This is a genomic window from Pedobacter mendelii (assembly GCF_014635725.1).
Classification (GTDB): domain Bacteria; phylum Bacteroidota; class Bacteroidia; order Sphingobacteriales; family Sphingobacteriaceae; genus Pedobacter; species Pedobacter mendelii.
Map to the genome: position 1 here is coordinate 236881 of NZ_BMDJ01000001.1, position 25704 is coordinate 262584.

The 25704-nt window shown below is 34.4% G+C and carries 18 protein-coding genes and 3 tRNA genes; 5 read left to right on the top strand and 16 right to left on the bottom strand.

Features of this window, described 5'->3' with window-relative positions; genetic code table 11:
- Positions 1 to 201: 201 nt before the first annotated feature.
- The 5 genes from IEV50_RS01090 to IEV50_RS01110 all read right to left on the bottom strand — a co-directional run bounded on the left by IEV50_RS01090 (position 202) and on the right by IEV50_RS01110 (position 9948).
- A complete protein-coding gene (locus IEV50_RS01090) occupies positions 202 to 3120 on the bottom strand; it encodes a triple tyrosine motif-containing protein (protein ID WP_188411412.1) in 2919 nt (972 codons plus the stop codon).
- 68 nt (positions 3121 to 3188) lie between these two features.
- Positions 3189 to 3848 (bottom strand): GDSL-type esterase/lipase family protein, encoded by a 660-nt coding sequence (locus IEV50_RS01095; protein ID WP_188411413.1) that lies wholly within the window; start codon positions 3846 to 3848, stop codon positions 3189 to 3191.
- A 250-nt stretch (positions 3849 to 4098) separates the two neighbouring features.
- On the bottom strand, positions 4099 to 5007 hold the full coding sequence (locus tag IEV50_RS01100; protein WP_188411414.1) for a glycerophosphodiester phosphodiesterase family protein: 909 nt from the start codon (positions 5005 to 5007) through the stop codon (positions 4099 to 4101).
- Positions 5008 to 5140: 133 nt separating this feature from the next.
- Complete coding sequence (locus IEV50_RS01105; protein ID WP_188411415.1) at positions 5141 to 6667, bottom strand: RagB/SusD family nutrient uptake outer membrane protein; 1527 nt, start codon at positions 6665 to 6667, stop codon at positions 5141 to 5143.
- A gap of 11 nt (positions 6668 to 6678) precedes the next feature.
- Positions 6679 to 9948, bottom strand: a complete 3270-nt coding sequence (locus IEV50_RS01110; protein WP_188411416.1) for a SusC/RagA family TonB-linked outer membrane protein — start codon at positions 9946 to 9948, stop codon at positions 6679 to 6681.
- A 309-nt stretch (positions 9949 to 10257) separates the two neighbouring features.
- Between IEV50_RS01110 and IEV50_RS01115 the strand changes: the two genes are divergently transcribed.
- Positions 10258 to 11520 carry a YdcF family protein gene (locus IEV50_RS01115; protein WP_188411417.1) on the top strand — a complete coding sequence of 421 codons (1263 nt, stop codon included), beginning with the start codon at positions 10258 to 10260 and terminating at the stop codon, positions 11518 to 11520.
- A gap of 1 nt (position 11521) precedes the next feature.
- Complete coding sequence (locus IEV50_RS01120) at positions 11522 to 12388, top strand: hypothetical protein (RefSeq protein ID WP_188411418.1); 867 nt, start codon at positions 11522 to 11524, stop codon at positions 12386 to 12388.
- Here IEV50_RS01120 and IEV50_RS01125 read toward each other — a convergent pair.
- From IEV50_RS01125 to IEV50_RS01145, 5 genes are all read right to left on the bottom strand, one after another.
- Positions 12386 to 12458, bottom strand: a tRNA-Lys gene (locus IEV50_RS01125). The two genes, IEV50_RS01120 and IEV50_RS01125, sit on opposite strands and share 3 nt — an antisense overlap.
- Before the next feature lie 78 nt (positions 12459 to 12536).
- Positions 12537 to 12902: a hypothetical protein gene (locus IEV50_RS01130; protein ID WP_188411419.1), complete on the bottom strand. Its 366-nt coding sequence runs from the start codon at positions 12900 to 12902 to the stop codon at positions 12537 to 12539.
- 102 nt (positions 12903 to 13004) lie between these two features.
- Positions 13005 to 15452 carry an outer membrane beta-barrel family protein gene (locus tag IEV50_RS01135; protein ID WP_188411420.1) on the bottom strand — a complete coding sequence of 816 codons (2448 nt, stop codon included), beginning with the start codon at positions 15450 to 15452 and terminating at the stop codon, positions 13005 to 13007.
- 117 nt (positions 15453 to 15569) lie between these two features.
- The gene (locus IEV50_RS01140) at positions 15570 to 17327 is read right to left on the bottom strand and encodes a PspC domain-containing protein (RefSeq protein ID WP_188411421.1); all 1758 of its coding nucleotides are present in this window, start codon (positions 17325 to 17327) and stop codon (positions 15570 to 15572) included.
- Positions 17328 to 17347: 20 nt separating this feature from the next.
- On the bottom strand, positions 17348 to 17683 hold the full coding sequence (locus tag IEV50_RS01145) for a PadR family transcriptional regulator (RefSeq protein ID WP_188411422.1): 336 nt from the start codon (positions 17681 to 17683) through the stop codon (positions 17348 to 17350).
- A 558-nt stretch (positions 17684 to 18241) separates the two neighbouring features.
- Between IEV50_RS01145 and IEV50_RS01150 the strand changes: the two genes are divergently transcribed.
- Positions 18242 to 19699 carry an amino acid permease gene (locus IEV50_RS01150; protein ID WP_188411423.1) on the top strand — a complete coding sequence of 486 codons (1458 nt, stop codon included), beginning with the start codon at positions 18242 to 18244 and terminating at the stop codon, positions 19697 to 19699.
- 212 nt (positions 19700 to 19911) lie between these two features.
- Positions 19912 to 20079: a hypothetical protein gene (locus IEV50_RS01155; protein ID WP_188411424.1), complete on the top strand. Its 168-nt coding sequence runs from the start codon at positions 19912 to 19914 to the stop codon at positions 20077 to 20079.
- 7 nt (positions 20080 to 20086) lie between these two features.
- Here IEV50_RS01155 and IEV50_RS01160 read toward each other — a convergent pair whose 3' ends face one another.
- From IEV50_RS01160 to recO, 6 genes are all read right to left on the bottom strand, one after another.
- Positions 20087 to 20731, bottom strand: coding sequence for a class I SAM-dependent methyltransferase (locus IEV50_RS01160; protein WP_188411425.1), 645 nt, complete (start codon positions 20729 to 20731; stop codon positions 20087 to 20089).
- A gap of 73 nt (positions 20732 to 20804) precedes the next feature.
- A complete protein-coding gene (locus IEV50_RS01165; RefSeq protein ID WP_188411426.1) occupies positions 20805 to 21713 on the bottom strand; it encodes a UbiA prenyltransferase family protein in 909 nt (302 codons plus the stop codon).
- Positions 21714 to 21873: 160 nt separating this feature from the next.
- On the bottom strand, positions 21874 to 22047 hold the full coding sequence (locus IEV50_RS19865; protein WP_188411427.1) for a GIY-YIG nuclease family protein: 174 nt from the start codon (positions 22045 to 22047) through the stop codon (positions 21874 to 21876).
- A 172-nt stretch (positions 22048 to 22219) separates the two neighbouring features.
- Positions 22220 to 22297, bottom strand: a tRNA-Val gene (locus IEV50_RS01175).
- Between the two features lie 61 nt (positions 22298 to 22358).
- Positions 22359 to 22436: transfer RNA gene (locus IEV50_RS01180), tRNA-Val, on the bottom strand.
- A gap of 63 nt (positions 22437 to 22499) precedes the next feature.
- Positions 22500 to 23225 (bottom strand): DNA repair protein RecO, encoded by a 726-nt coding sequence (recO, locus tag IEV50_RS01185; protein WP_188411428.1) that lies wholly within the window; start codon positions 23223 to 23225, stop codon positions 22500 to 22502.
- Between the two features lie 185 nt (positions 23226 to 23410).
- On the opposite strand from recO, the gene IEV50_RS01190 reads away from it, so the two are divergent.
- The gene (locus IEV50_RS01190) at positions 23411 to 25699 is read left to right on the top strand and encodes an efflux RND transporter permease subunit (RefSeq protein ID WP_229746581.1); all 2289 of its coding nucleotides are present in this window, start codon (positions 23411 to 23413) and stop codon (positions 25697 to 25699) included.
- Positions 25700 to 25704: the final 5 nt, after the last annotated feature.

The window sequence follows — 25704 nt, forward strand, 5'->3', positions numbered from 1 at the left end:
ATAACTCATTTCAAATCTATGTATGTGATTTTGTTTGATGCAATTTCGACATGCTACACAAACCCTACAAAGCGCAAATTCTAATGATTTAACCCTACTTTTGGCACTACATACACACTACAAAACAAAATTTTACCTCTGATAATCAGACACTTAAAATTTACCTATGAAAATTAAAGCAAACGATAAAATAAGCCCCAATTAGGCCATTTTTTGACGGGAAATGTCAACCAAAAACTCATAAAGATTGATTTCAGGTTTTAACTGGAGTTTCTTTCTTAACCTATATCGACCAACTTCTACTGCCTTTATGGTAATATTCATTAATTGTGCCATTTCTTTTGATGATAAATTCATGCACAGGTAAGCGCAAAATTTTAAATCGTTCTGGCTTAAATCGGGATACAGGTCTTTCAGTTTGTTAAAGAATTCGGTATTTACATGGTTAAAATGAACACTTAAATGTTCCAATTCCTGGTCTTTCTTTTCTACGTCTTTTATCAAACGAATCAAATGCCTAAAGCTTGGAGAGTTTTCGGTAATTGCATCATCATTGTTTTTAATTACCGAAGAAATAACTTCTTTTATCTTAGCCAGCACTTTACCCCGTTGTACCAAATGCATGGTCATGGTAGAGAGCTCTTTATTTTTGTAGTTTACATCAGCTTCTAATTTTTCATTTTGCAGCCTAACAATTTCCTTTTCCGATCTGTCAATTTCCAATTGATGCAGGTAACTCATCCTGTCTTGCTCCTTAATGTGCTTTTTCTTCTGCCAAATAATTAATAGCCTTATCAGCAATATAAAAATAATCAAGTAAAGAATCTTCATCCAAATGGTATTATACCATGCAGGCAATATGCTAAAAGTATAACTCACCACTTCCGATTCGTTACCAACATCGGTTCTACCCTTTACGTTAAAGGTGTATTTCCCTGCAGGTAAATTCGTGTAATCTTTTTCGCTTTTATTGTTCCATGCCGACCATTCATCATCAAAACCAACCAGCTGATAGCTAAATTTTGTATTTTTCTCATGCTCAAAAAGTGTTGAAGCAAATTCAAAATGTATAGAGTTTAAAGCATTTTTATATTCCGGTATTTTAGCTAAATCTTGATTGGCAGAGAGCGCGCCACTTTTTAAAAAATAACCACCAAACACAGTGCTGTCCTTTTGAGAAAGCAATTTAACACTACCAATTACCACCTTTGGTGTTGAAATATTATCTAAATATTTATCGTAATTAATGTGATATGCGCCTTTATTTGCGCCAATAAAAACGTTTTCATTATCAAGGGTATAAATGTTTTCGAAGCCACCAACAACTTTTCCATCTAACTCTGGCAAGTAAAATATACTAAATGCATTTGAACCCGAAGGTTTATGAAAATCGATGATGCCAACTTTCTTATTGCTTACAAACCATACATTACCTTCATTATCCTCCTTTAAATATTGAATAGCAATTTTATTTAAAGCATTGCCAAACATTTTAACCCTCGAAAATCGATTTAGCTTTTGATCGTATTCGTAAATCCCATCAATTGTTGCAATAACTACCCTATTTTTAATTCGATAAACATAGTTGTACAACTTAAAAGGCAAGCCATTTTTATCAGAAAAAAGTGTGGTTTTAATTACCTTACTCCTATCATCCGATAATTGGATTTTGTATACACCGTGATAAGGATGTGAAGCCCAGATGTTGTCATCATTATCCACAACAATAAACCGCAGCGTTTCTGAAATACCTTTAATTTCTCCACCGTTTTTAAATACACCATTGGTATAGTTTATTTTTTGCAAGCCCAAATAAGTACCAGCAAGAACGTTTTTTGCAGGAAAAACATTCTCCAAAGGCTGAAACATCCAGGTTCCTGGTAATGAATAAATAGGTGTTGCAACATTGTTGTTTATAATCGATGAACCATCTTCATGAGCCATGATAAGCTGGTTGTTGATTTCATCCAAGCCCCAAACCTGGCCTTTGGTATTTTTTACCTCTTCGAAATTTACTGGTGATAAACTTAAATCTAGACTATTGGTATTTAGCTTTGAAGTATAAAGACCATTGGAAGTAGCTACATAAATATTCTGATTAACTTTTCTAAAAGCGTAACTGGTAATTTGCTTATTTCTATCAGGAGATATACTTTTAATAGCACTATTTATGGCTACGTAGGCAATTCCATCATCAAGCGCAAGCCACATATTTTTATCATAATCCAGCAAAATCCCTCTAACGTTATTGTTCTGTAAACCCTCCCTATAATTATATTTTTGCACCAATTCGCCATGTTTATTCATGAGGTAAACTCCACCAGATGTGGTACCTACGGCGTAAAGATTTTTATTTATCTGGTTGGCGAAAAAGATTCTATCGTTAAAAAAAATATTATCGAGCTTTGTAACTAAAGGCAAAAGCTGATTATTATGTAGGAGGAAAAAACCCTTCTTTAGGGTAGATACCAATAATGTATCACCACTATAAGTACAAATAGATGTGATGGATGATTGCTTTAGAACCTCATCTGTACATACAGGCTTCCAAAGTTCTTTGTCGTAAACCAACAAGCCCGAATTTTTAGATTGAGCATAAATTTTATTATTTGCTTTCCCTAAAAACGACCAAGATTCTGAAGGCTTGTAAGCTTTGATTACATCATCCTTAAAATGTAAAACAAGATTTACAGAACGAAAAAAAACTTCATCGTTAATGATGGAAATATCCCAGATATCGGCAATCTTGCGCAAATTTTCTGGCACCAAATCCAGCAATGAATGATATTTTAAAATGCCATGATCATCAGGAAAGAAATAACCGATTTCATCTTGTGCACCAACATAAATTCTGTTTTTAGAATCAATACCTAGCGAACGGACAGAAGTAAAATTTGGCAGACGATATAAATTCCAAAAGCGCCCGTTGAAAGTTAATAACCCCTCATTGTTGCCAAAGTAAAGTATTCCGTTTTTATCTTGCTGAACATCCCAATTTTGCACACCACCATTATATTGCTCATTATTATAATTAACAACTTGCGGTATGCCAAGCAAATCTTGTGCGTATGATGAAAATGAGGCAATAAAAAAAACTAAAGCAAGCAGGAATTTTCTCATGGTTAGAAAAGGAGGATTTATACAAAAATAGCTATATAAATTTAATTCTCTAACCCTGTAAAAACGTTTTACTTTTTAATAAGGTAAGGTTTAACCGCCTTTTGCCAAATTGCATAACCTTCAGCATTCATGTGCAGCATATCCCCTACAAAAAGTTCATTGCGGGATTTACCATCCTTAAGCATTTGCGGGAAAATATCAATAAAAGAAGTATTCTGTTCGCCTGATAAAAATTGCTTAATAAGCTCGTTGGATGCTAGGGCTTTGGCTCTAAATTTATCACGACTTGGACTTGGCTTAATAGAAATATAGGCAATTGGTGTGTTCGGCAATTTAGCCCTGATGGCTTTAAACAATGCTTTGGTTCTATTCAGAACCGTATCTGCAGTTACATTATCGTTAACAATATCATTTTCGCCAACATAAAGTACAATTTGGCGAGGTTGGTAAGGAAAAACAACATCATTCAAATAAAAAGTAATATCATTTATTACTGCACCACCAATACCACGATTTAAGGCATTGTATTTTGCAAAAACCTGCGTTAAATCATCCCACTTCCTGATAGATGAACTGCCCACAAAAAGTACAGGATTAACCGGTGTTTTAAACAGCTGATCGTATTTTTTTATCGTTTGCACATCATCCCAAAAGGGTGGCTTATTTTGAGCGAATGATTTCGATATAAATAAAGAGATTAGCGCTATTAACAGAAGGGACTTTTTCATTTTGGTTAGTTTTCTTATGACTTACAAAGTTGGCAATCCCAATGAATTAATCAAACTAATATTAACCTGATTAATTAACTTCTTTTGGGGTAATTCTTATTTTACTTTTCGAGTTAGTGAGGGATATGGAACATTTAACTCAATAGTATACCGTAGGCTTTTGGAAAGTAAGCTTTTAGTTTTGAAGGTATTTTGCAATGCCACTATTTTAAAACAAGTTTCACCTATTAATTATTAACTGATAAAGTAATTATTTATGATATAATCCTGATTGTTTTAGATAAATAAGCAAATCTGTGGGCCTATCTGTTTGCAGTATTGATGGTTTTTTAGCGATTAACCAACCCCAGCTTTCCGTTTTTTGGTTTTGTTCTACTGCCCTATCATCATCATGACCACCATTTAAAGATGGCCATAAACTGTTAAGCCAAACAACTTGTTTTTTTGCTATTTCCGGTATAGTATTTAGATTTTTCAAAGTATCTGTATCGAAAATTGGCTGAATAATACTTTTCTTATTTGGCAAGTAGCTGTTTAAAATCGAAGTTACATCATCCCTTTTCATGTTAACCACAACCATAAGGTAAGCTTCATCTGGAATAGCTTCATTACTTTTTAATTTTGTATAATCAATATTATCTCCAACATTAACAATAGCTTGGTTTAATGTACCTGTTTCCTGAAGAATATTGAAAACCTCTTTTAAGTGGTCGTTACCTTTATCTACATTAATAATAATTTTACCTTTTGCTGCAAGCATCATCTCCTCCATTGTTGGAATGCCATGAGGGGTTATTCTGCCAAGTCCATTTTTTAATTTGAATTTCCTGATTTCCTGTAACGTATAATCACTAACCTTACCTTTTGCGTTTGTTGTTCTGTCTATGGTATTATCGTGCATTACCACCATCTGGCTGTCTTTAGTCATCTTCACATCAAGCTCCATAATATCAAAACCTTTTTCGATACTATTTAAAAGCGCTTTCATAGAGTTTTCAGGTGCATTTCTCCAATCACCACGATGAGCAGCAACTAAAATTTCTTTATTATTTTTATTAAAAACCGAAGCAAGTTTTTTATCAGGATTTTGTGCATTAACACCCAGAATAGCAAATGCCAAAACAAAGGTTAGGTATACTATTTTAATTAATTTTTTCATTTATTACCTACAAAAGAATGTATTTATGAAATATTTATATTTCTGAAAAATTGTAATTCCTAATTTAATTGGGAATCCTAATGCTAAAAACTATCTCTATTAGGATTCCCAAATTTATCAGAATGATGTGAATCTAATAACCAGGATTTTGATACATTTTCGCGGGATCCAACTTTACTTCATCAAACGGAATCGGATAATACCGATCTTTTGTAGTTACATTAGATAGTTTCGCAATGCCATAAGAAGCCTGTGTTTTAGCTTTTAAATAAGTTGCCAACTCTGTCGCGGTAAAGTTTCTGATTAAATCGAACCATCTCTGGTGTTCAAAAGCAAGTTCAGCACGTCTTTCATGTAAAATAGCCAGTTTCATTGTAGGGAATTTAGTAACATAAGCCGGATCAGTTTTAGCAACAACATAAAGTGGTCTCCCGGCTCTTACTCTTACCATATCCAGATATTGTGTTGCCAAAGCATCATTTCCCTGAAGGTTAGCTACCTCAGACAGCATTAAAATTACATCTGCATAACGCATCAAAATACAATCGTTACCACCATAGCCATTAACAGTTGCCGCAGCACTTGCATCACGGAATTTTGTAACGAACCAATCTTTAACGTTGGCATCATTAGCATATTTTACCGAAAAATCTTTACGTAAATCGCCGGTTTCGTACTCGTTGATTAAATCGAGTTTAACATTCCCACCGATGCCTGTAGAAACTTTTAAAGAGTTAATGGTTTCGCCACGTGCCTGGTTATTGGCCGCTATGCTTGAGCTATAATTAAGGTCGCCCTGCTTGTAAGAAATCTGAAAAATCAATTCTTTACAAGTTGTTTTTTTAGCCACATCGAAAACATCGGCATAAGGAATTTCAGATAAACTTCCGAAAGCACGCATGTTATATGCCGCCAGTAAATATGTATTTGCACTTGCTAAATTTTCAGTTTTACTAGCCGAAAGCGTCGCAGCCATGGTTAAATAAACCTTACCCAAATAGGCATTTATTGCCGCTTTAGATGTGCGCCCAATTCCTGACACAGGCTGGAAGTTTGGTAAATCACTATTTAAAGCATCTTTTAAGTCCAATACGATTTGTGCGTAAACATCAGCTTCAGGCACACGATATGTACTAGCTGTTACCTCCTCAGTAGTTGAAAGCTGTTTGGTTACCAAAGGTACCGGACCCCATTTTCTAACCAATTCAAAATACATAATGGCTCTGATGAACTTTGCTTCAGCGCTGTAAATATTTTTATTTGCAACAGTTGTAAATGTAGCCTTATCAATATTAGAAAGTATAACATTACTTCGTGTAATTGATTGGTAAAGCGCCAGCCAATGTGTCTTTAAGTACGAATTACTTGGCAACAAGGAGAAATCGTTAAACTGAAATGGCTCACCTGCATTACTCTGGTTATCGTTACGACCGGCATCATCCGATCGTTCATCAGTAAACAAGCCACTATTTTCGCCAATGGTATTGCTGCTCCTTAACGATTGGTAAGCACCATTTACGGCAAGCAATACATCGTTTTCTGTTTTAAAATAATTTTCAACCGTAACAGCATTTGGGTTGGTTTGTTGCAAAAATTCTTTTTTACATGAACTTAAAGCCAAAACGATGCTCAAAGCCGGAAATAAAATATATTTTTTCATTTTAGTAAATTCTAGAAGGTTAATTTAACGCCAAGGTTATAGGTTCTTGCCAAAGGATAATTTCCGTAATCAACACCAGGTGTTAAGTTAGAGCCGCCACTGTAATCAACCTCTGGGTTATAACCTTTATAATCGGTAATGGTAAAGGCATTATCTACACTAGCATAAACACGAACATTGCTTACTTTAAGTGTGCTTGCCAAAGATTTAGCAAAAGTGTAGCCCAAAGTAATGTTGGTACACCTGAAATAAGAACCATCCTGGATGTAAAATGATGATAAACGCGTACTATTACTTTGTGTACCTGCACGGGAGGCACGATAGTTTAAGCCACTTCCAGGATTTGCTTCATTTCTGTAACGATCGGCAACTTCTGCATACTGGTTTCCAGAACCTTCAAAGTTATACAGATAATAATCCTGTCCATCTAATACCTGGTTACCGTATGAACCGTTGAAAGATGCCCTTAAATCGATTGTTTTATAAGAGGTATTTAACGCAAAACCATACGTAAATTTAGGGTATGGCGTACCGATAACTGTTTTATCAGCATCGTTAACTATGCCATTTCCATCTGTATCCTGAAAATACAAATCACCAATTTTTGCAGGATTGGTTGCTGATGCCGAGGGTGCAACTTTACCAACATTATCTGCAGTTAAACGACCCAAAACCTTAAATCCGTAAAACATACCAACTGGTTGTCCTTCTTGAGTAATATGCGTTAAGTACGAACGCTCCGCACCGTTGGTTAAAATGGTACTCGCACCACCCATATTTAAAACTTTATTTCTGTTTAAAGAGATGTTACCACTTAAACCTAAGGTGAAGTTTTCTTTCTGTACAATTCTTCCATCAACCTGTATATCAAAACCTTTATTGCGTATTTTACTATCAGCCAGGTTAGTTAGGATGGATGAAGTACCAGATATTGCTGATATAGATTGATTAAATAATAAGTTATATGAATAACTGAGGTAGTAATTGGCAATAACCGATACCCGGTTTTTGAATAAACCAATATCAGCACCAAAATTATATTGAGAAGTGGATTCCCAACCCAGGTTTCCATCCTGAATGGCATTAGGCCAGATTGCCGTTGAAATTGTATTACCAAAAACAACACCTCCAGGCGCATTCATCTCCTGTTGTGTTCTGTAGTTAGGGATGTTATTGTTACCACTTAAACCCCAGCTTGCCCTAATTTTAACTGTAGATTGCTCACCAAGAAAGTTTTTGTAAAAATCCTCTTCCGATAAATTCCATCCAGCTGCAACAGACGGGAAATTGCCATACTTATTTAACGGGCCAAATCGTGATGAACCATCTCGCCGGAAGGAACCGCTTAAGAAATATTTTCCAGCGTAATTATAGCTGAAACGACCAAAATAGGAAAGCAAAGTATTGGTCGATTTTGCCGCATTATCTAAAGCAAAGAAACTTGCATCAGCACCTTTATCTGTAATTTCGCCAATATTATCATTCTGAAATCCCTTTGCAGAAACCCGAATTAAATCGCTTGTTGTTTTTTGAGCAGAATAACCCGCTAAAACATCAAGTTTATGTTTACCAAAAGTTTTGTTGTAGTTTAAGGTAAATTCAGCCAATTGATCAATTTGTTTTAAATTTTGAGCAATTGCATTTGCCGCAGCTAATGAAGCTGTAGAATATGGTGGGTTATTACCATTGCTTAAACTCGTAGGCAAATAATAATCATATTTCTCGCTATACGTTAGCATACCCACATTGGTTTTAAAGGTTAAGCCATCAATAATTTTATAATCGGCATTTGCATTGTAAGAACTTCTATCGCCTTTTCTAGAAATTTTTAATTGTTCTACTGTTGCAAGTGGGTTTTCAGGGTTTTGAATGCCATAAACTGATGCTAACGAAGCCATTCCGAATTGTATCGGGTTGCCATTGGCATCTCTGGCAGGTAAATATGGCAAGTATATTAAAGCCGACATCATCGGGCTTAAATTATAACGACCTTCCTGAACTTCACGGTTGCTGTTTTGTGTGTACGATATGTTTGCACCAACATGCAAGCGTTCACTCACATTTCCATCTATATTTGCCCTGAAATTGATTACCTTCTGATTGGTACTGGTAACAATACCATCATTATCTTGGTAACCGCCACTCATAAAATACCTAACGTCTTTATTTCCACCTGAGAAAGAAAGGTTATGACGCTGAAAAGCTGCATTTCTATACAACTCATCCTGCCAATCTGTATTATACTTTGCAGGAATAGCTTGTTGAGTAGAGAAATTATATAAATCAGTCGGGATACTTACGCTACTTCCATTACCAACATTGGCAATACGAGTGGTATTGTTATCTCCGAACATCGTATCGTTCCAGGTTTTACCTGAATTTACCCATAAATCTTTATATGCATTATTACGCCCATCGATAAGCAGCTGAATAAACTGATCGGCATCCAATAAATTGATTTTTTTTGCCAATTGAGATACGCCACCCTGAACATCATATTCAAAACGGCCTTTACCATCCTGACCTCTTTTTGTGGTAATTAAAACTACACCACCAGATGCCCTTGAACCATAAATAGCAGCCGAGGCAGCATCTTTTAAAATATCTATGCTTTCGATATCTTCGGGGTTTATAGAAACATTATTTCCTGCCGGATAACCATCAATTACATATAGTGGATCGGAACTTGCATTAATTGAACCAATTCCACGTACCCTAATTTTTGTACCTGCATACGGCGCACCACTAGTTTGAGAAACCTGTACACCCGCAACCTTTCCAACCAAAGCCTGGCCAACTGTTGGCGAGGTTAAGTTAAGTTCGGCCGCTTTAACGCTACTAATTGCTCCTGTTACATCAGATTTCCTGATTTTCTGATAACCAATAGCTACCACCTCATCGAGCATATTGGTACTTTCCTTTAAAGATATATTTAAAGTTTGCGTTGCAGATACTGAAACTTCCTGTGCATCGTAGCCAACAAAAGTAAAAACTAAGGTTGCAGCTTCATCTAGTGAAATTGAATATTTTCCGTTGCTATCTGTAACAGTAGTTTTTTTAGTTTTTTTATCATAAATGCTTACACCTGGAATCGGTAGCTGCTTATTATCTGTTACCACACCGCTTATGGTAAAAACTACTTTACTTTTGAGAACAGATATATCGCTTGCATATTTATTTAAAGCCATAATTGGCGAATTACAAATTGCAAGTAATCCTAAAGGCAAAAGCAATTTTCTGCACGTATTTTTAATACCTGCACTGAAAAAAAATGATGTCATCTTTTTGTTTTAGTAATGATTTTGAATAATTTATGGATTAATGTTTTTAAAGGCATGTAGAGATCAGATTCACATAGGCAAATTATTTTAATTAAAAACAAGCTCGTTTTTTGATCGCTTTAATTAAGGCAAAAGTATAAGTGTACTTTTAACACTATGTATAACTAATGTTAACTCTGCAATAACGTTTTAGTGCAAAAATTTTAAAACACGGTTTAGCCGCCATTCTTAACAAAAATTATCCTCATAAAATTAATACACCATTAATATGCTCTTAATGGAACATGGCAGCTTGCAAAAATTTATTTCATGAGGATATCATTTACACTTCTGCTCCTTTGGTTATTTTTATTTCAGGTAAATGCACAACCAAAGAATGTTAGTCAGTCTTACCAGTTAGTTATTGGTAAAAACCAATCTTACCCATACATTCAGTATAAAAGTTATTACCTACTAAACCTTATGCACGAAATCCCGGATTTGAGGAAAGCCATAACGGAAGATGAGGTATTACAAAAGCTGTTAAAGGATAAAACAAACAATGCCGCAAATGCTATAAAAACCTGTGGACAAGACATTTCCTGTTATGCCAACACAATAAAGTTTAGTGAAGCAGAAATTTCATTAGTAAATGAAAGACTAAACGCTTTATATAAGATAAACAACGTTTTTGGAAAAACCTTGAAGACACACTTATTACCATCGGGCTGTTATGGCTTATTTTCTGATTTACCTGAAAAAGAAGTTTTGTTGAAGGCCTGGGAACAAGATGCAAAAGCAATCAACTATGCAATTGGTGTCTATGTTGAAGGTAAAAAACCAAATTATCCTAAAATAGATTCTATCGCTTTCAGTCAAAACGATAAACAATACCCTGAACTTGTTGCTTCAAATATAATGCTTAGTGTAACTGGTGATAAAAAACTCTTTTTTGAGCCATCGATGAATTTTGCTTTAGGTGCACTAGAATTAAATGGCAGATTAGAAGCTGCTGATTACGAACCAATGGCTACAGGTATTAACCAATCGGTAGTTGGGCAAATCAAAAAAACAAATTTCAATAATTACAAATACAGCGTAATTCTGGTTCCTGGTGCAGGACCAGAAGATAAGGAAACTGAATTAAGTGCAGGTGGCATCATACGCTGCAGAATTGCGGCTATTCAATACCTCAAGGGTATGGCACCTTTTATTGTCGTATCTGGCGGAAGGGTTCATCCTTATAAAACAAAATATAGCGAGGCATATGAAATGAAAAAATTCATGGTAAATACTTTAAATATTCCTGAAAATGCGGTAATCATTGAGACTCATGCAAGGCACACTACAACTAATTTACGCAATTGTATCCGTTTGATGTTTCGCTATGGTATGCCAATGGATAAGCCCGGATTGGTAAGCACAACTAAATCAACAATTCCTTACATAGAAGGTTTACTAGCAGAAGGCTGTAAAAAGGAACTTGGATATTACCCTTACAAAATCGGACAAAAACTAAGTGAGACTGAGGTCGAATTTTATCCCAATACCATGTCACTACAAATTGATTTTGACGAACCTTTAGATCCTTAACATGAAACTTTTAAGCGCTGCAATATTAACAGGCCTGGTGTTGACTACATTCAGTTACCAACCAATTTCAGGAAACATCACTAAATCTTTCACACTTGATTCTTTAGGTGCCTGTCAAGGCATTACTTATCAAAATGGAAAGTATTTTCTATATGGCGACCGCGAGGTTGGTGTAATGAGAGAGTATAGTTTTAAAAACGACTCGCTAATTTATCAGCAAAATGAATATCGTTTTACCATTAAAGGCGAAAATGTGATTAAACATCCAACAGGAATTGCTTATAGAAAAGGAATGCCCACTTTCGTAGGAAACTCTGTACGTCAAAATGCAGAAGGAACGTTGTGGAAAGCTATGATATATTCAATTAATTGGACAGGATTTCTAAAAAGAAAAACTTTAGATGGCAATCTATTAAAAACTATAGAAGATGATGCCTGTATTCAGGGCACTCGACCAGCATACGTAAAATATAATGGAAAATGGTTTATGGCAACTGCAGATTATGGCATTAGCGCAAACGAAGTTAGATTATATGATGCCGCTAAGCTTGTCAAAGCAGATAAAACAAGCGAAAGCGGTTTACTTTATAAAAAATTTACTTGTTCACCATGGGTCCAAAACTTGCATTTTATAGAAAGCAAGGGCATATTAGTTCTCATCCAAAATCAAGTTGAAGGCCGTAAATGGCGATTAACTTTTCTTGATTTAAGTAAATCCTTAGCAAACGGCCGTGAAGAAGTTATAAAAGTTATCGAAACAGATAAAACAGATGAACTTGAAGGATTTACCCTAACGGATAATGAAAGCAAGGGAATTGCAGTAAGTTCTTCAAGAAAAAACAATGTAAGCTTAATGAATATTTTGTGACCCCTCAGGGGTTCGAACCCTGGACCCACAGATTAAGAGTCTGTTGCTCTACCAACTGAGCTAAGGAGTCATTGTTTATTAATCAAATATAAAATAAAAAGGGTAATATAAATAAATATGCCTCCCTAATAATCTACCTATAAGAAAATTACTTTTCTGATAGAACTGCACTAATGCCATCTGCCAGTTTTTTCATTTTTATGTAGCCAGTAATCGAAGTATTTTTCTTGTCAAAATTGATTTTTAAAAATCCTTTCGTTGCTTTCAAACTAATTTTTTCACCATTAAATAAATTGATAGAAGTATTAATATTTTGATCCAATTTAAATTCCGTATTTAATTGGTGAGCAATGTACACTTCCAATTTGTCAGTTTTACTTTCTGGATAATTGGCAGCATAGGTAAATTCTGTTTCAGAATCTTTTATATTGATACTTAAATTTGTATAGTTGTTTTTACAGCCAAAGCTTAAGGTAATAACTGAAAGCAAAATGGCGCAGATAATACTTTTCATTTCTTTATAATTAAGTTCTTAGATAGTCTTTTGTTCGTTGGTGATTAATCATTGTTTATCCCCGTAGCTGATTTAATATTGAAATTTTATTGCTAATTTAATCTATCCCCCAGCCCTACCTTTAATATCATCAGTTGCAGTATTACGTGATCGAGCCGATTTCACATTCTGATTACCGAAACTGTAACTCACACTTAAATTTGCCTTTCTACTTGTGTAGCGATTAGTTACACGTAAATTAACATTCTGATAATCCAATGCTCCTTTCCAATAATTGGTTAAAAAAATATCATCCATACTTAACCTCAACTTCAATTTCTTATTCAACATACTTTTTTGAATACCGGCATTTAGCGCATTTTGTGGAATTGTAGTTTGTTCAACACCATAAACCTTTGGCGATTCGTACCAAAAACTTAATTCAATCGTGAAGTTTTTTGGTAAAATGAAAGATTGCGAAGTATTGAAGTTATATGCCAGTTTACTTGCGCTATATGCAGCACCTTCGAGGTTACCATCGCTAAATTTGTTGTAATATAAACTAGCATTATTCTGCATGCTCCACCATTTTACAATTTTTATCGGGAAGTATAAGTTTGCTGAATAGTTTTGTGCTCTTCCTAAATTCTGCCTGATTACACTCACAATCCGTGTTACTTCATCTTGCTGACTAATTTGCGTTATCAAATCCTTAGTATTAGAATAGTTAACAGAAAATGATATCTCTTTATAGCTGTAACCAATTTCATAATTATCTGTAAACTGGGGCTTTAAATATGGATTTCCCTGATCAACAGCATACGGATCCATATAGAAAGCAAAAGGATTCAACTGCTGGTAGTTTGGCCTATCAACCCTGCGACTATAAGAATATTTAATATTATTATTTTCATTGAGTTTTTGATTTACAAATGCGGTAGGAAATATCGAAAGGTAATTTCTATCAACTTCTTTATTGCTTGTAACAGAATTGCCGTTTGAGTGTGTGTTTTCTGCCCGTAAACCCAACTGAATTTGCCAAACTTTCCACTCTTTGCCGAAGTTTACATAAGCAGCATTAATGTTTTCCTTGTATATAAAGTTATTCGATTTGCCCAAATCATTCTGCCAAACACCTGATAAAAATTGCGTGGAAAGAAAATCGTTATGGGTAATCACATAACTACTTTTTAAACCAACCTCAAACTTTATCGTTTTATTAATTGGCAAAGTTAAATCGGTTTTTGCAGCAAAAATATCGATGTTGGCATCCGTATTATTTCTAAGCAAAGTAGCATTGGTTTGTTGTCCGCCTTGATTTAAATACCTAGCATTAAATTCTTCATCCTTTTTATTATTAAAGTTTGAATAATCGGCATCGAAAGTGATGTTTTTACCTGTTTTATCAAAATCGTGCTTAACATTAATATTCGCTGTTAAATTATTAGCCGGCGAATTTGAATAAGCATTTTGCAAAACAGAGTTGTTAGTGGCCATGTTCGATTGAACCTCGCGGATAAACGTATTGCTAAAATTATTAAGTTTAGTATTCACGGTATTTGCATCAACCATTACGCCAAAAACTGTTTTTTCTGTTGCATAATAATCTGCGCCAAATTTTCCCTGAAAACCAACTCCATTGTTTTTCCTATCAAAATCTTGAGTAAAAGCACTCGCTAAACCATTTGAAAAAGTAGTGCGGGTTAAAAAGGTATTGTTAAAACTTGCTTTTCTGGCTAATGCGCCATTTCCAAAAATATTCAATTTACCTTCTCGGTGATTTAAATTTAAGTTTACACCAGCACGAGCTAAATCCTTGGGCGAATCGGGCATAATTCCTTGTCCACCATTAAGCGTTATCGTTCCATTTGTTCCGAAAGCCTTATTTCTTTTCAATTTAATATTAATTATTCCGGCATTTCCCGAAGCGTCGTATTTTGATGATGGATTGGTAATCAACTCGATTGTGGCAATCTGGTCGCTACTCATATTGCTTAATAAAGTAGTTACATCTGCACCCGAAAGAAAATTTGTTTTTCCATCAATCATAATGGTTACGCCCGATTTGTTGTTCAACTTAATCTGCTCGCTCTGGCGATCTACCTGTACACCAGGTGCTTTTTCTAAAACTTCAAGTGCGGTGCTTCCAGTTGAAACAATGCTGTTCTCTACATTTAGTACAGTTTTATCCATCTGATGTTCAATATATGGCTTCCTGCCTTGAACACTAACATCTTTAAGTTGTTTAGCATCACCATCAATAATAATGTTTAACATTTTCAAATCTGCAGTTAGCGCAAATATTTCAGTTTTCTTTACTTTATAACCCATCATTGAGATTAACAACTGGTAATTACCATCCTTCAGTTTATCTAAAATAAATTCTCCGTCTACATTGGTAGAACCGCTTTTAACTACCATAGTATCGGGAGAATTTAAAATTCTTACTATTGCAAAAGGTACACTCTGGCCTTTTTCATCAACAACTTTACCCGAAAGTTTATTATATTTTTGGGCAAAGCAAGCCCCACATGCCATAAAGCATGCAATTAGCGTAAGTAATGTTTTCATGGTTTTTTTCTTTAAGTCATTCCAACTTGGCGTTAACCCTACTTAGCAGAATTAAGAAATCTTTTAACCTTTGTTAGCTTTAAAAGATTTCTTCACCTGGGTCGAAATGATGACTTGTTAGTCGTTGTTATTTTCTTCAGTATTGATACCTAATTCGTCCTTAACTTCTTTAATTCTGTTCGATACGGAATCCTGATAAACGGAGTCTACATTTTTCTTTTTCTGCAGTGTTTTTAAATCATATAGTTCTTCTTCAAGTTTTTGCTTTTTTACAGCCTCCTCTTTTAACTGGGCAATACATTTCAAACCATCGTCAGTCATTATCCAGGTACTATAATCATTCGAGTCGTTTTCTTTATCCTCACAGTCCCACGTTCCGTAATTGTTAACATAACGGTAAGAATCTTGTTTAATAATCAACTTTGTGCCCACTGGTATTTCCAGGTTTATCCATACTTCCTGGTTTCTCCATATTGTACCTTTCCTTAGCTGAAAACGAGGATTAAAAATTAGCGAAGCATCTTTTGAAATATAAGTATAACTGATGTTTTGAGCATTTTGCAAGGCGCTTTGAAAGGTTTTTCCTTGCGATTCGAATTTCTGCGTTAAACGCGTTACGCCTGTTTCACTTTTATTAATGTTTATTCGGATGTTATTTGGCGAAACGAAAGGTCCGTCTTCAAAATCATCAACTACAATCTGATTTTTTTGGTTGGCATCAATGTGGTAAGCGATACTATCTTCCTTGCTGAAATATTTACTTTTATCAATATCAATGATGTATGTTGGTAAGGTTTTCAACTCGTTAGTTTGGGTAAGCTCGGCATGTTGCTTAAATTCTGATGAAATTTTCGCCGCCTGATAACCCACAGTTGCAACACCAGCGAGCCAGATAATTAATAGAGCGAAAGAAAGTGTTTTATTTATGGCTTGTTTACTAAAAGCCACACGGATTGAGAATAATACAAGTGCTAAAATCGGGATAAAGCAAACGATAAATGCACTTAGAATAATTAAACCCCTGTTGCCCTCGTTAATTATGGAGAATGGAAAATATTCGTAAATGCTGGCATCCCAAAAACCTTGAAAAGCAGCTGTACCAATAATTAATGTAAGTAAAAACAGTACGCCAAAGATTACGATAAAAATTGCAATTATTTTAAAAATCACTTTCCCCGTTCCTGATATAAAACGACCCAACCATTCGAAAAATTCACCAATAAAATTACCAAATTGAGAAAAAACAGGTTGTGCATGTTTATTGGCTTCAGATAAACGCTCTCTTACCATTTGTAACTCTTCATCCAGATTTCTTTGGAAACCCTGAAGATTTGCAGGTTCGCCTTTCATCTCCATTTTTTCGATTCTTGATTTTGCTTTAGGCATAATTATCCATAGTAGCGCATAAACTAAAATACCTGTTCCTCCAAGAAAAACCATTAAAACCATAGCAAGGCGAATCCACTTTACTTCAAAATCAAGATAATGTGCTACACCTGCACAAACACCAGCGATTACCCTTTCATCCATATCGCGGTATAGTTTTTTATCAGCAGGTTGAGCTTGATAAGTTGTGTTAATTATAGGTTCTTCTTCGGTATCAGCTTCAGCGTTATCAAAATCCTGAACACGACCCATTTGGCCAATAACTGAATTTACATTAGCGGTATCAACAACCTGTTTTTTCTGCTCTTCCAATTGCTCTGTAAGTAATTCTGCAATACGGTTTTCGATATCGGTAACAATTTCCAAATCGTCAGCATGATTGGCAAAATATTGTTTTACTTCATTTAAGTAAGCCTTTAAAAGCTCGTAGGCACTCTCCTCGATGTGGATTATGGTGTTGCCTATATTGATGATGATGGTCTTTTCCATTTCTTTGCGGTTATAAATTTTTACGAATTGGCTCCTTTTTGTGAAATACCTACAGCATAAGCCAGCTCCTGCCAGGTTTGATCTAATTGAGATAAAATGCCTTTACCATCTTCTGTTATGGTATAATATTTACGGGGCGGGCCTGAGGTAGATTCTACCCAGTTGTAGCTTAATAAACCATTGTTTTTAAGCCTGGTTAATAATGGATATAATGTACCCTCAACAACCAAAAGTTTTGCCGACCTCAATTCAGCAATAATATCTGAGGCGTAAATTTCTCCTCTTGCGATAATTGATAAAACACAATATTCCAGAATTCCCTTCCGCATTTGTGTTTGCGTATTTTCTGCTATCATAAAACAAAGATATGTGTTTTATACAATACTATGTATTACATAGTACTAAAATAAAATAAGTTAATTATTTAAATCTCTGTTAATCAGATATTTAATTTTAAATTAAATTTTTTAGGAGATTAAATTATACCTTAAAACTCTATATTTTTTGAAAAAAAAGCTCAGTAATCCTTCGGTTTCTGGAGTCCCGCTATCGCCAATAGTAACGATTTGAAAAAAGAAAATCGGGCGCTATTTGCCTTTATCGAGTTTAGGCTAGTTAAAATTTTGCAAAGAATTCACGATATTGCATTGATAAAAGTATTAAGATTTCCGTCTGTACGGAAATGACGACACCAGGAAAAAGCACCTAATTCTCGCACAAGTTTCTGCATAAATCACCTTAAATCTATGGGAGAAAAAATTGATTTCAATAGGCAAAAAAACTAAAGCATTAAGGTTTCCGTTTAAACGGAAACGACCGTATTCTTTAAAAGGAAGTCTGTGGGGACAAAAAACTATATTAACACCATAGATTTAATATATTTTGATAATTTTGGACTGTCATAACTTTTTTTCATGAAAAAATCTATTGCCAGCATTGTTGCTGAAGCAAATCAAAGCGGCGAGGGAACGCTCAAAAGAACCTTGGGCCCGGTTAATTTAATTTTAATTGGCGTTGGCTTAACTTTAGGTGCTGGTTTATTCTCAATAACAGGCTTGGCTGCGGCAAACCATTCAGGACCAGCGGTAACTTTATCTTTTGTTATTGCAGCTTTAGGCTGTGGATTTGCAGCTTTGTGCTATGCAGAATTTGCATCGATGATTCCAGTTGCCGGCAGCGCATACACTTACTCGTATGCAACCATGGGCGAACTTTTCGCATGGATTATCGGCTGGGATTTAGTGCTAGAATATTCAGTAGGCTGTGCAACCGTTGCCATTAGTTGGTCGCAATATTTAACCCGATTTTTAAGCAGTTTAGGCATTTATTTGCCACCGCAACTCACACTATCTCCATTCGAAACCGCTAAAATTGCAGATGGAACAACGGTAAATGGAATTGTAAATATACCCGCAGCTTTGGTTGTGGTTTTAATGACAGCAATTTTAATTCGTGGCACTAAAGGCTCTGCAATTGTAAATGGTATTATTGTATTCTTAAAAGTTGGCGTTGTTTTAGTTTTTATCGCCCTTGGCTGGCAATACATCGACCCTGCGAATTATCATCCTTATATCCCTGAAAACACAGGTACTTTTGGCCACTTTGGCTGGAGTGGTGTTTTACGTGGCGCAGGTTTAGTTTTCTTTGTTTTTATTGGCTTTGATGCTGTGGCTGCATCCGCACAGGAAACTAAAAATCCTTCAAGAGATTTACCAATTGGAATAATAGGTTCACTATTGGTTTGCACCGTTTTGTTCGGCTTATTTGGGCATGTAATGACAGGTTTAGCCAACTATAAAGAATTTGCGAATAGTGGTGCGCCTGTAGCAATTGCGATAGAAAAAACACCTTATGCCTGGTTAAGTCAGGCAATAATTTTAGCCATTTTAATTGGTTACACATCAGTGATTTTAATTGATTTAATGGCACAATCCAGAATGTTCTATTCGATTAGTAAAGATGGGTTGCTACCTAAAATCTTTTCTGATGTGCACCAAAAATTTAAAACCCCTTGGAAATCAAACATGATGCTTTGTGGTTTCATCGGTCTTTTTGCTGCATTTGTACCCATGAATGTTGTTGGTGAGATGACTAGTATTGGAACTTTATTGGCATTCTTAATGGTTTGTGCAGGTATTTTAATCCTTAGGAAAACAGATCCTGACGCTAAGCGCCCATTCCGAGTTCCCTTTGTTCCACTTATTCCCATTCTGGGTATTCTAGTTTGTTTAATTATGATGGCATTTTTACCCTGGGAAACCTGGTTAAGGCTTGGTGTTTGGTTGGTTATTGGTTTGGCTATTTACTTTTGGTACGGCAAAAAGCACAGCAAACTAAATGAAGTTAATCAAAATCAAAAAACGGAATTGTAGTGTAGAAAATTGTGGAAATAATTCTAATAAATGCATAAAAATAATACCAATTTTCTCATAACTGTGCTTGCAATAAACCATAAGAAAATGATTATAATGTAATAAAAATCAATTAATTAACAGAAAAACAGAAGTTATCAACAATTAGGCAGGTTTATTATTTCTTGGCTTGAGATTTGTTTTGTGGTAAATACCTTGAAAAACATTATCCCATGATTATTAAATTAGACACCTCAATTTTTAAGCTTGTTAGGCCCAAATCTCAGACCGAAGAAAAAGTTGTAACACCATTAACTAAATTACAGTGGATCAATGCAGATAGAATTGTGATGGCCGCCATGTTTATTGCAACAATTGTAGGGGCAATTCTATTTAATTAATATTTATTTACGGTTCGCTCCTATTATTTTTTTTTAAAATGGAAGCCCTGATAAACCTGTTATAATAAAATCGCTCTTCAAAAATTTTATATTCTTTAGCTAAAAAATAAGGCATTATATCAACTAATTTTGATGCCTCAACAATATTTAGCAAATTAAAAAAGGCATACATCGATTTCAACATTAGCCATTTCCACAATTTTCCTTTCTTATCACTCAAACTAAAATCGACTAAAAACCATAATCCGTTCTCCTTCAATAATGAATGTAATTTTCTAAAAACAGTTTTCACTCTGGCAGAATTGAAGTTATCAAATAAAAAAGGGGTAATAATAATATCAAATTTCAAATTAGAATTAAAATCTTCTATAGCGATATTTACAAAAGTTACGGAGTTGTCTTGCAAATTACGAGCTTTAGAAAGTTTAATCATTTTTTCAGAAATCTCAACATAAACCATCTTTAACCCTGAAGGTTGCACCTTTGCTATTTCTTCTAAAATCCAGCCCGTACCACCACCAACTATAAGTATTACACTATTTTCAGGAATATATTTTAACTGATTAATTTGGGCATTAACCTGTGCTTTTCCGTATATCAAGCGGCTAAGCGTATCATATTGATTGGCTATTTTATCGTAATTATTGGCCAAAATTTGTATAATTTATGGATTTTAAGATTGTGCTTAATATCAAATTTAAACATTATGCCTTTGTATTTCTACTTCATTTTATAAACTGCATACCTATAATTCCGCAGATGGCTTTAAATAAAATCAGTCCATCAATTACAATTAAATAGTATAGTATATTTTTTCTTTTATGCATAGAATAAGCCAGGTAAATGGTTACGATGAATGGCATTATATTACATAGAACCTGTGGCCAGATAAAATCTTTATAATTTGCAAATATTCCAAGCGATATCAATCCTATTATTAGTAATGGAATCAAAATATTAAAAATTGTTCGTCTCAAGCCATAACGTACTACAAAAGTTCTTAAATCTTTATTGGCATCTGTAGGGTAATCTTTAATATCGAAAATAATAGCGTTAACAGTACAAAACATCCAGTTTTTAATGAAAAGCCAGGTCCATAAAACAGAATCGTGATATTCTATTCCCGTTTCGATTTTAAGCATAATTAATGGCAAAACATTTACACAGCAGGCCCACACAAAACCAATAACAAAAGCTTTTAGCCAGCCTGTATTCCGAAGGTTAAAGTTTATAAAGGATTTGGGTAGTAACCCATAATACAATCCTCCAGCTATAATAATGATAACAATTGCAACCCAGTAGCTTAAAGGAAGATTTAGAATATTATGGAAATTTTGATAGAGCAAATTTGCTGCAAGGAACATACATAAAATAAACAATAAGCCTTGACTCCAATTGATAAACTTTTTATGTTTAAAATACCATTTATTACGCGGGTTTATAGCCGATGGATTGGTAGAAACTTTATTATAAGCGTAGGTATAATAAATAATTGGGGCTAAAAAAAGTAACAGATAATAATTAATAGAGTTAAAAGGTAAGCGTAATTGCAAAGTGGCTTCTAATGTTAAAGCGAATGCCAAAATCCCTACAAAATAATTTCCAAAAAATATGAAGCGGATGATTTTACCCATTTATTGAAAGCGAATTCACTCAAATTAATTACTGGCAATTTCGGATATAAAATTGAATAAAAAAGGAATTTATCAAAAAAAGCCTCTCAGTTTCCTGAAAGACTTTAGTAGGAAATGATGGGTTCGAATTCCCAATTCTCCTGACTGAAATATAGGGACGCTATTGAAGAGCCGCGGTAATTAATTTTTCAATAAGTATTATGCTTATCAAAGTTTGCCCAATTAAACCTGAGTGATTTGTATTATGAGTTTCTAAACGTTCTTCCAATTTAGAAGTTGAACCCACATAATACCCATTACGAATTTTTGAGAACAAAATATAAGCATAGAACATACTTGAAAATACGCAAATTTCGTTGTAGAAAAAGATTTTTCACTCCTGAAAAACCTTAGCCGGAAGTCTAACTTTTTTACGATCCTCCAGACGAAATGTCGAGAGGCAATGAACCAGCTGAACTAATTCCTTAAAACAAAAAAAGCCTCTTAGTTTTAACTAAAAGGCTTAGTGGTGGGAAATGAGGGGTTCGAACCCCCGACCCCCTCGGTGTAAACGAGGTGCTCTGAACCAGCTGAGCTAATTTCCCTTATTTAAAGGATTATAATGTTTTATTAAAAAAGCCTCTTAGTTTTAACTAAAAGGCTTAGTGGTGGGAAATGAGGGGTTCGAACCCCCGACCCCCTCGGTGTAAACGAGGTGCTCTGAACCAGCTGAGCTAATTTCCCTTTCCTTTTGGGAATGCAAATATAGCGGTATAATCTTGTTTCGCAAATCTTTTTTATTTTTTTTCAGCTAAGTAATGTTTCCAAAATTTTGTGCGATTGTACTTCACCAAATGAAGCAGTATGTAAGGTATAGAAAACCAATATCTTATCTAACAAAAATCTTCTTTGGGCATTGCTCATTTTTATTTCAGAAATTTTATCCAATGGTAAATTAAATAAAGCAATGAAGCTCAAGGCATCTTCTAACTGGAGATAATTTGAATGAATCGGTGGTTTTGAAACAAACTCGCCTTCTTGCAAATCGAAATAAACTTGATCCTTTCTTCTTTTATCATTAGGGGAAAAACCTAAAAAACGAGTTAACTTTAATAAAAATGATAAGTGAAAATTTGGGTTGAGTTCTTCAATTTCATCAAACCAGGCTATAGAATTATAAATGTAATTAAACAAACTATCATCTGCAGATTGCTGTCGGATACTTTTATACAACACTTCATTTAAAAAAATAACGACACTAGTTTTAATCATATCATAAGGAATACTTTTAAAAACTGGCGTTTGCCGAACTTCAGAAACCCGCTGAATATTAGTATTTACTTTATGATAAACCACCATATCCAGTAGATGAAGCGATTGGAGTACATTCATTTTAATCTTCGCTTTAGGCTTTTTTACACCATTAATCAGGTAAGATTGCATGCCAAATTTATCGGTAAGCACCTGTACAATTACACTGCTTTCGCTGTAATTGGTGGTTTTTAAAACAATACCTCTAACTTTATGCAACATGCGATTAAAACATTTTTCTCAAAAGTATGTTATTTGTGCAAATTTAATTGAGCAAAAAGCAGTCGTGTTTTACAAATAACATTAGTTTTGCCATTAATATTATCATTAAAACTAAGCTACAAATGTGGGTTAAGCTATCTAGATTTATTCTTCAGAACCGTATCGCAATCATCGTATTTTTCTTAATGGGAACAGTCTTTATGGCTTATAAGGCCAAAGATGTAAAACTTTCATACACAGGAAGCAAAATTTTACCTGTTACCGATAGCGCTTTTGTAAAATATAACAACTTCAAAAAAACTTTTGGTGAAGATGGAAGTGTTATGGTTATTGGTATTCAGTCCCCAGAAATTTTTAAGAAAGAAATTTACAACCAATGGGTTCAATTAAGTAATGATATCCAAAAGTTAAAAGGTATAAAAGCAGTTTTGTCATCAGGAAGAATTTTTCAACTGGAAAAAGATACCATTGGGCAAAAATTTGTGCTAAAGGCGATTCCAAATGGCTTAGTTAAAAGTGATGCTGAAATGGATTCGATTAAAAATACTTTATTTAATACGCCATTTTTCGAGGGATTAGTTTACAATAAACAAAACGCCACCTTAATGGCGATTACTTTCGATACCAAAATTTTAAATACAGCAGAGCGAAATCCAATTTTAAAGAAAATTGAAGAGAAGGCAAAAGCCTTTGAAGCAAAAACTAGAATTCAGGTTCATATTTCTGGCTTGCCTTACATCCGTACTGCGGTTGGTAAGTTGGTAAGCAATGAGTTTGTGCTGTTCTTAGGTCTATCAATCTTAGTGTCAGCAATAATTTTATTAATTTTCTTTAAAAAATTCTACGCCGTCTTCTTCCCTATTTTAGTGGTTATAATGGGTGTAATCTGGAGCATCGGAACTTTAGTATTATTTGGATTTGAATTGACTATTTTAACTGGATTAATTCCGCCATTAATTGTTATTATAGGTATTCCGAATAGTATTTTGTTATTGAACAAATACCAAAATGAACTAAGAAAAGATGGCGACAAACAAAGAGCATTAAGTGTTACCATCGAAAGAATTGCGGTTACCACTCTTATCGCAAACATCACCGCAGCAATTGGTTTCGGCGTTTTGTACTTTACAGGAAGTGAGTTATTAATGCAATTCGGTAGCGTGGCATCTATAAATGTGATGATAACCTGGTTGATGTGCTTGTGTTTAATTCCGATTATTTTCAGTTATCTACCTGCACCAAAACTGAAAGCACAAACCCATGTTGAAGAAGGATTTTTACACAAATTATTGGTTAAAACAGATATTCTTGTTCAAAATAAAAGTTCTGTAATTTACATTGGCACAATTCTAATTTCCATCATTGCTTTTATCGGTGTGATGAAAATTAATGTGAATGGTTATGTTGTTGATGATTTGCCAAAAAGCTCTACAATTTTAACGGATTTAAAATTCTTCGAGAAAAATTTTGAAGGAATTTTACCGCTGGAAGTTAGTGTTGATACCAAGAAAAAGAATGGTGTTTTCAACCTAACGAATTTGAAAAGAATGGAAAAGATGGAGAAAATGATTTCCTCGTATCCTGAATTTTCACGTTCTATCTCAGTAAATATGGGCTTGAAGTATGCAACTCAGGCATTTTACAACAATGATTCTACATTTTTCCGCTTGCCAGATAATATGGAGAAAAACTTCATTCTAGCTTATATAGCAAGCGGCGGAAAAGGAAATGCGAGTTTGCTAACCAATTTTGTAAGTAAAGATAACCAAAGCACGAGAATTAGTTTCCAAATGGCTGATGTTGGTTCGAAACGTTTGGATGCAATAATGAAAGCACTTAAGCCTCGTATAGACAGTATTTTACCACCAGATAAATTTGATGTTGAGTTAACTGGCTCAAGTGTAATTTTTTCGAAAGGAACGGATTATATGTTGAGGCATTTGTTCGAAAGTATTGGTTTGGCGATTGTATTGATTTCGCTTTTACGACTGGCTCAGTTTAAAAGCCTGGGCATCATGTTTATTTCCCTATTACCGAACATAGTTCCATTGATTATTACTGCTGGACTTATGGGTTACTTTGAAATATCATTAAAACCATCAACAATTTTAATTTTCACAATTGCCTTTGGTTTGGCATCAGACCAAACGATATATTTCTTAACGAGATATCAACAGGAACTGAATTTAACAAACTTCTCTGTCCCAAGAGTGGTTACCGATACCATTACAGAAACAGGTGTAAGTATGACACATATTGCTTTAATACTATTCTTTGGTTTTGGAATTTTTACGGCATCAACTTTCGGTGGAACCGTTATTTTAGGCTTATTACTTTCAATTACACTTTTCGTTGCATTGGTTTTCAACCTTACGTTATTACCTGCTTTAGTTTTATGGCTGGATAAAAAGAAAGTTAGAAAAATAGTTTCTGATGAAGAATCTGCAAAAAATGTTGGTGGATTTGACCATTAGATATT

Excerpts from the sequence above, each read along its gene's own strand:
- IEV50_RS01110 (WP_188411416.1), bottom strand. The coding sequence starts at position 9,948 with ATGACATCATTTTTTTTCAGTGCAGGTATTAAAAATACGTGCAGAAAA.
- recO (WP_188411428.1), bottom strand. The coding sequence starts at position 23,225 with ATGTTGCATAAAGTTAGAGGTATTGTTTTAAAAACCACCAATTACAGC.
- IEV50_RS01115 (WP_188411417.1), top strand. The coding sequence starts at position 10,258 with ATGAGGATATCATTTACACTTCTGCTCCTTTGGTTATTTTTATTTCAG.
- IEV50_RS01100 (WP_188411414.1), bottom strand. The coding sequence starts at position 5,007 with ATGAAAAAATTAATTAAAATAGTATACCTAACCTTTGTTTTGGCATTT.
- IEV50_RS01135 (WP_188411420.1), bottom strand. The coding sequence starts at position 15,452 with ATGAAAACATTACTTACGCTAATTGCATGCTTTATGGCATGTGGGGCT.
- IEV50_RS01095 (WP_188411413.1), bottom strand. The coding sequence starts at position 3,848 with ATGAAAAAGTCCCTTCTGTTAATAGCGCTAATCTCTTTATTTATATCG.
- IEV50_RS19865 (WP_188411427.1), bottom strand. The coding sequence starts at position 22,047 with ATGTTCTATGCTTATATTTTGTTCTCAAAAATTCGTAATGGGTATTAT.
- IEV50_RS01190 (WP_229746581.1), top strand. The coding sequence starts at position 23,411 with ATGGGAACAGTCTTTATGGCTTATAAGGCCAAAGATGTAAAACTTTCA.
- IEV50_RS01140 (WP_188411421.1), bottom strand. The coding sequence starts at position 17,327 with ATGGAAAAGACCATCATCATCAATATAGGCAACACCATAATCCACATC.
- IEV50_RS01120 (WP_188411418.1), top strand. The coding sequence starts at position 11,522 with ATGAAACTTTTAAGCGCTGCAATATTAACAGGCCTGGTGTTGACTACA.
- IEV50_RS01155 (WP_188411424.1), top strand. The coding sequence starts at position 19,912 with ATGATTATTAAATTAGACACCTCAATTTTTAAGCTTGTTAGGCCCAAA.
- IEV50_RS01150 (WP_188411423.1), top strand. The coding sequence starts at position 18,242 with ATGAAAAAATCTATTGCCAGCATTGTTGCTGAAGCAAATCAAAGCGGC.
- IEV50_RS01105 (WP_188411415.1), bottom strand. The coding sequence starts at position 6,667 with ATGAAAAAATATATTTTATTTCCGGCTTTGAGCATCGTTTTGGCTTTA.
- IEV50_RS01145 (WP_188411422.1), bottom strand. The coding sequence starts at position 17,683 with ATGATAGCAGAAAATACGCAAACACAAATGCGGAAGGGAATTCTGGAA.
- IEV50_RS01090 (WP_188411412.1), bottom strand. The coding sequence starts at position 3,120 with ATGAGAAAATTCCTGCTTGCTTTAGTTTTTTTTATTGCCTCATTTTCA.
- IEV50_RS01130 (WP_188411419.1), bottom strand. The coding sequence starts at position 12,902 with ATGAAAAGTATTATCTGCGCCATTTTGCTTTCAGTTATTACCTTAAGC.
- IEV50_RS01165 (WP_188411426.1), bottom strand. The coding sequence starts at position 21,713 with ATGGGTAAAATCATCCGCTTCATATTTTTTGGAAATTATTTTGTAGGG.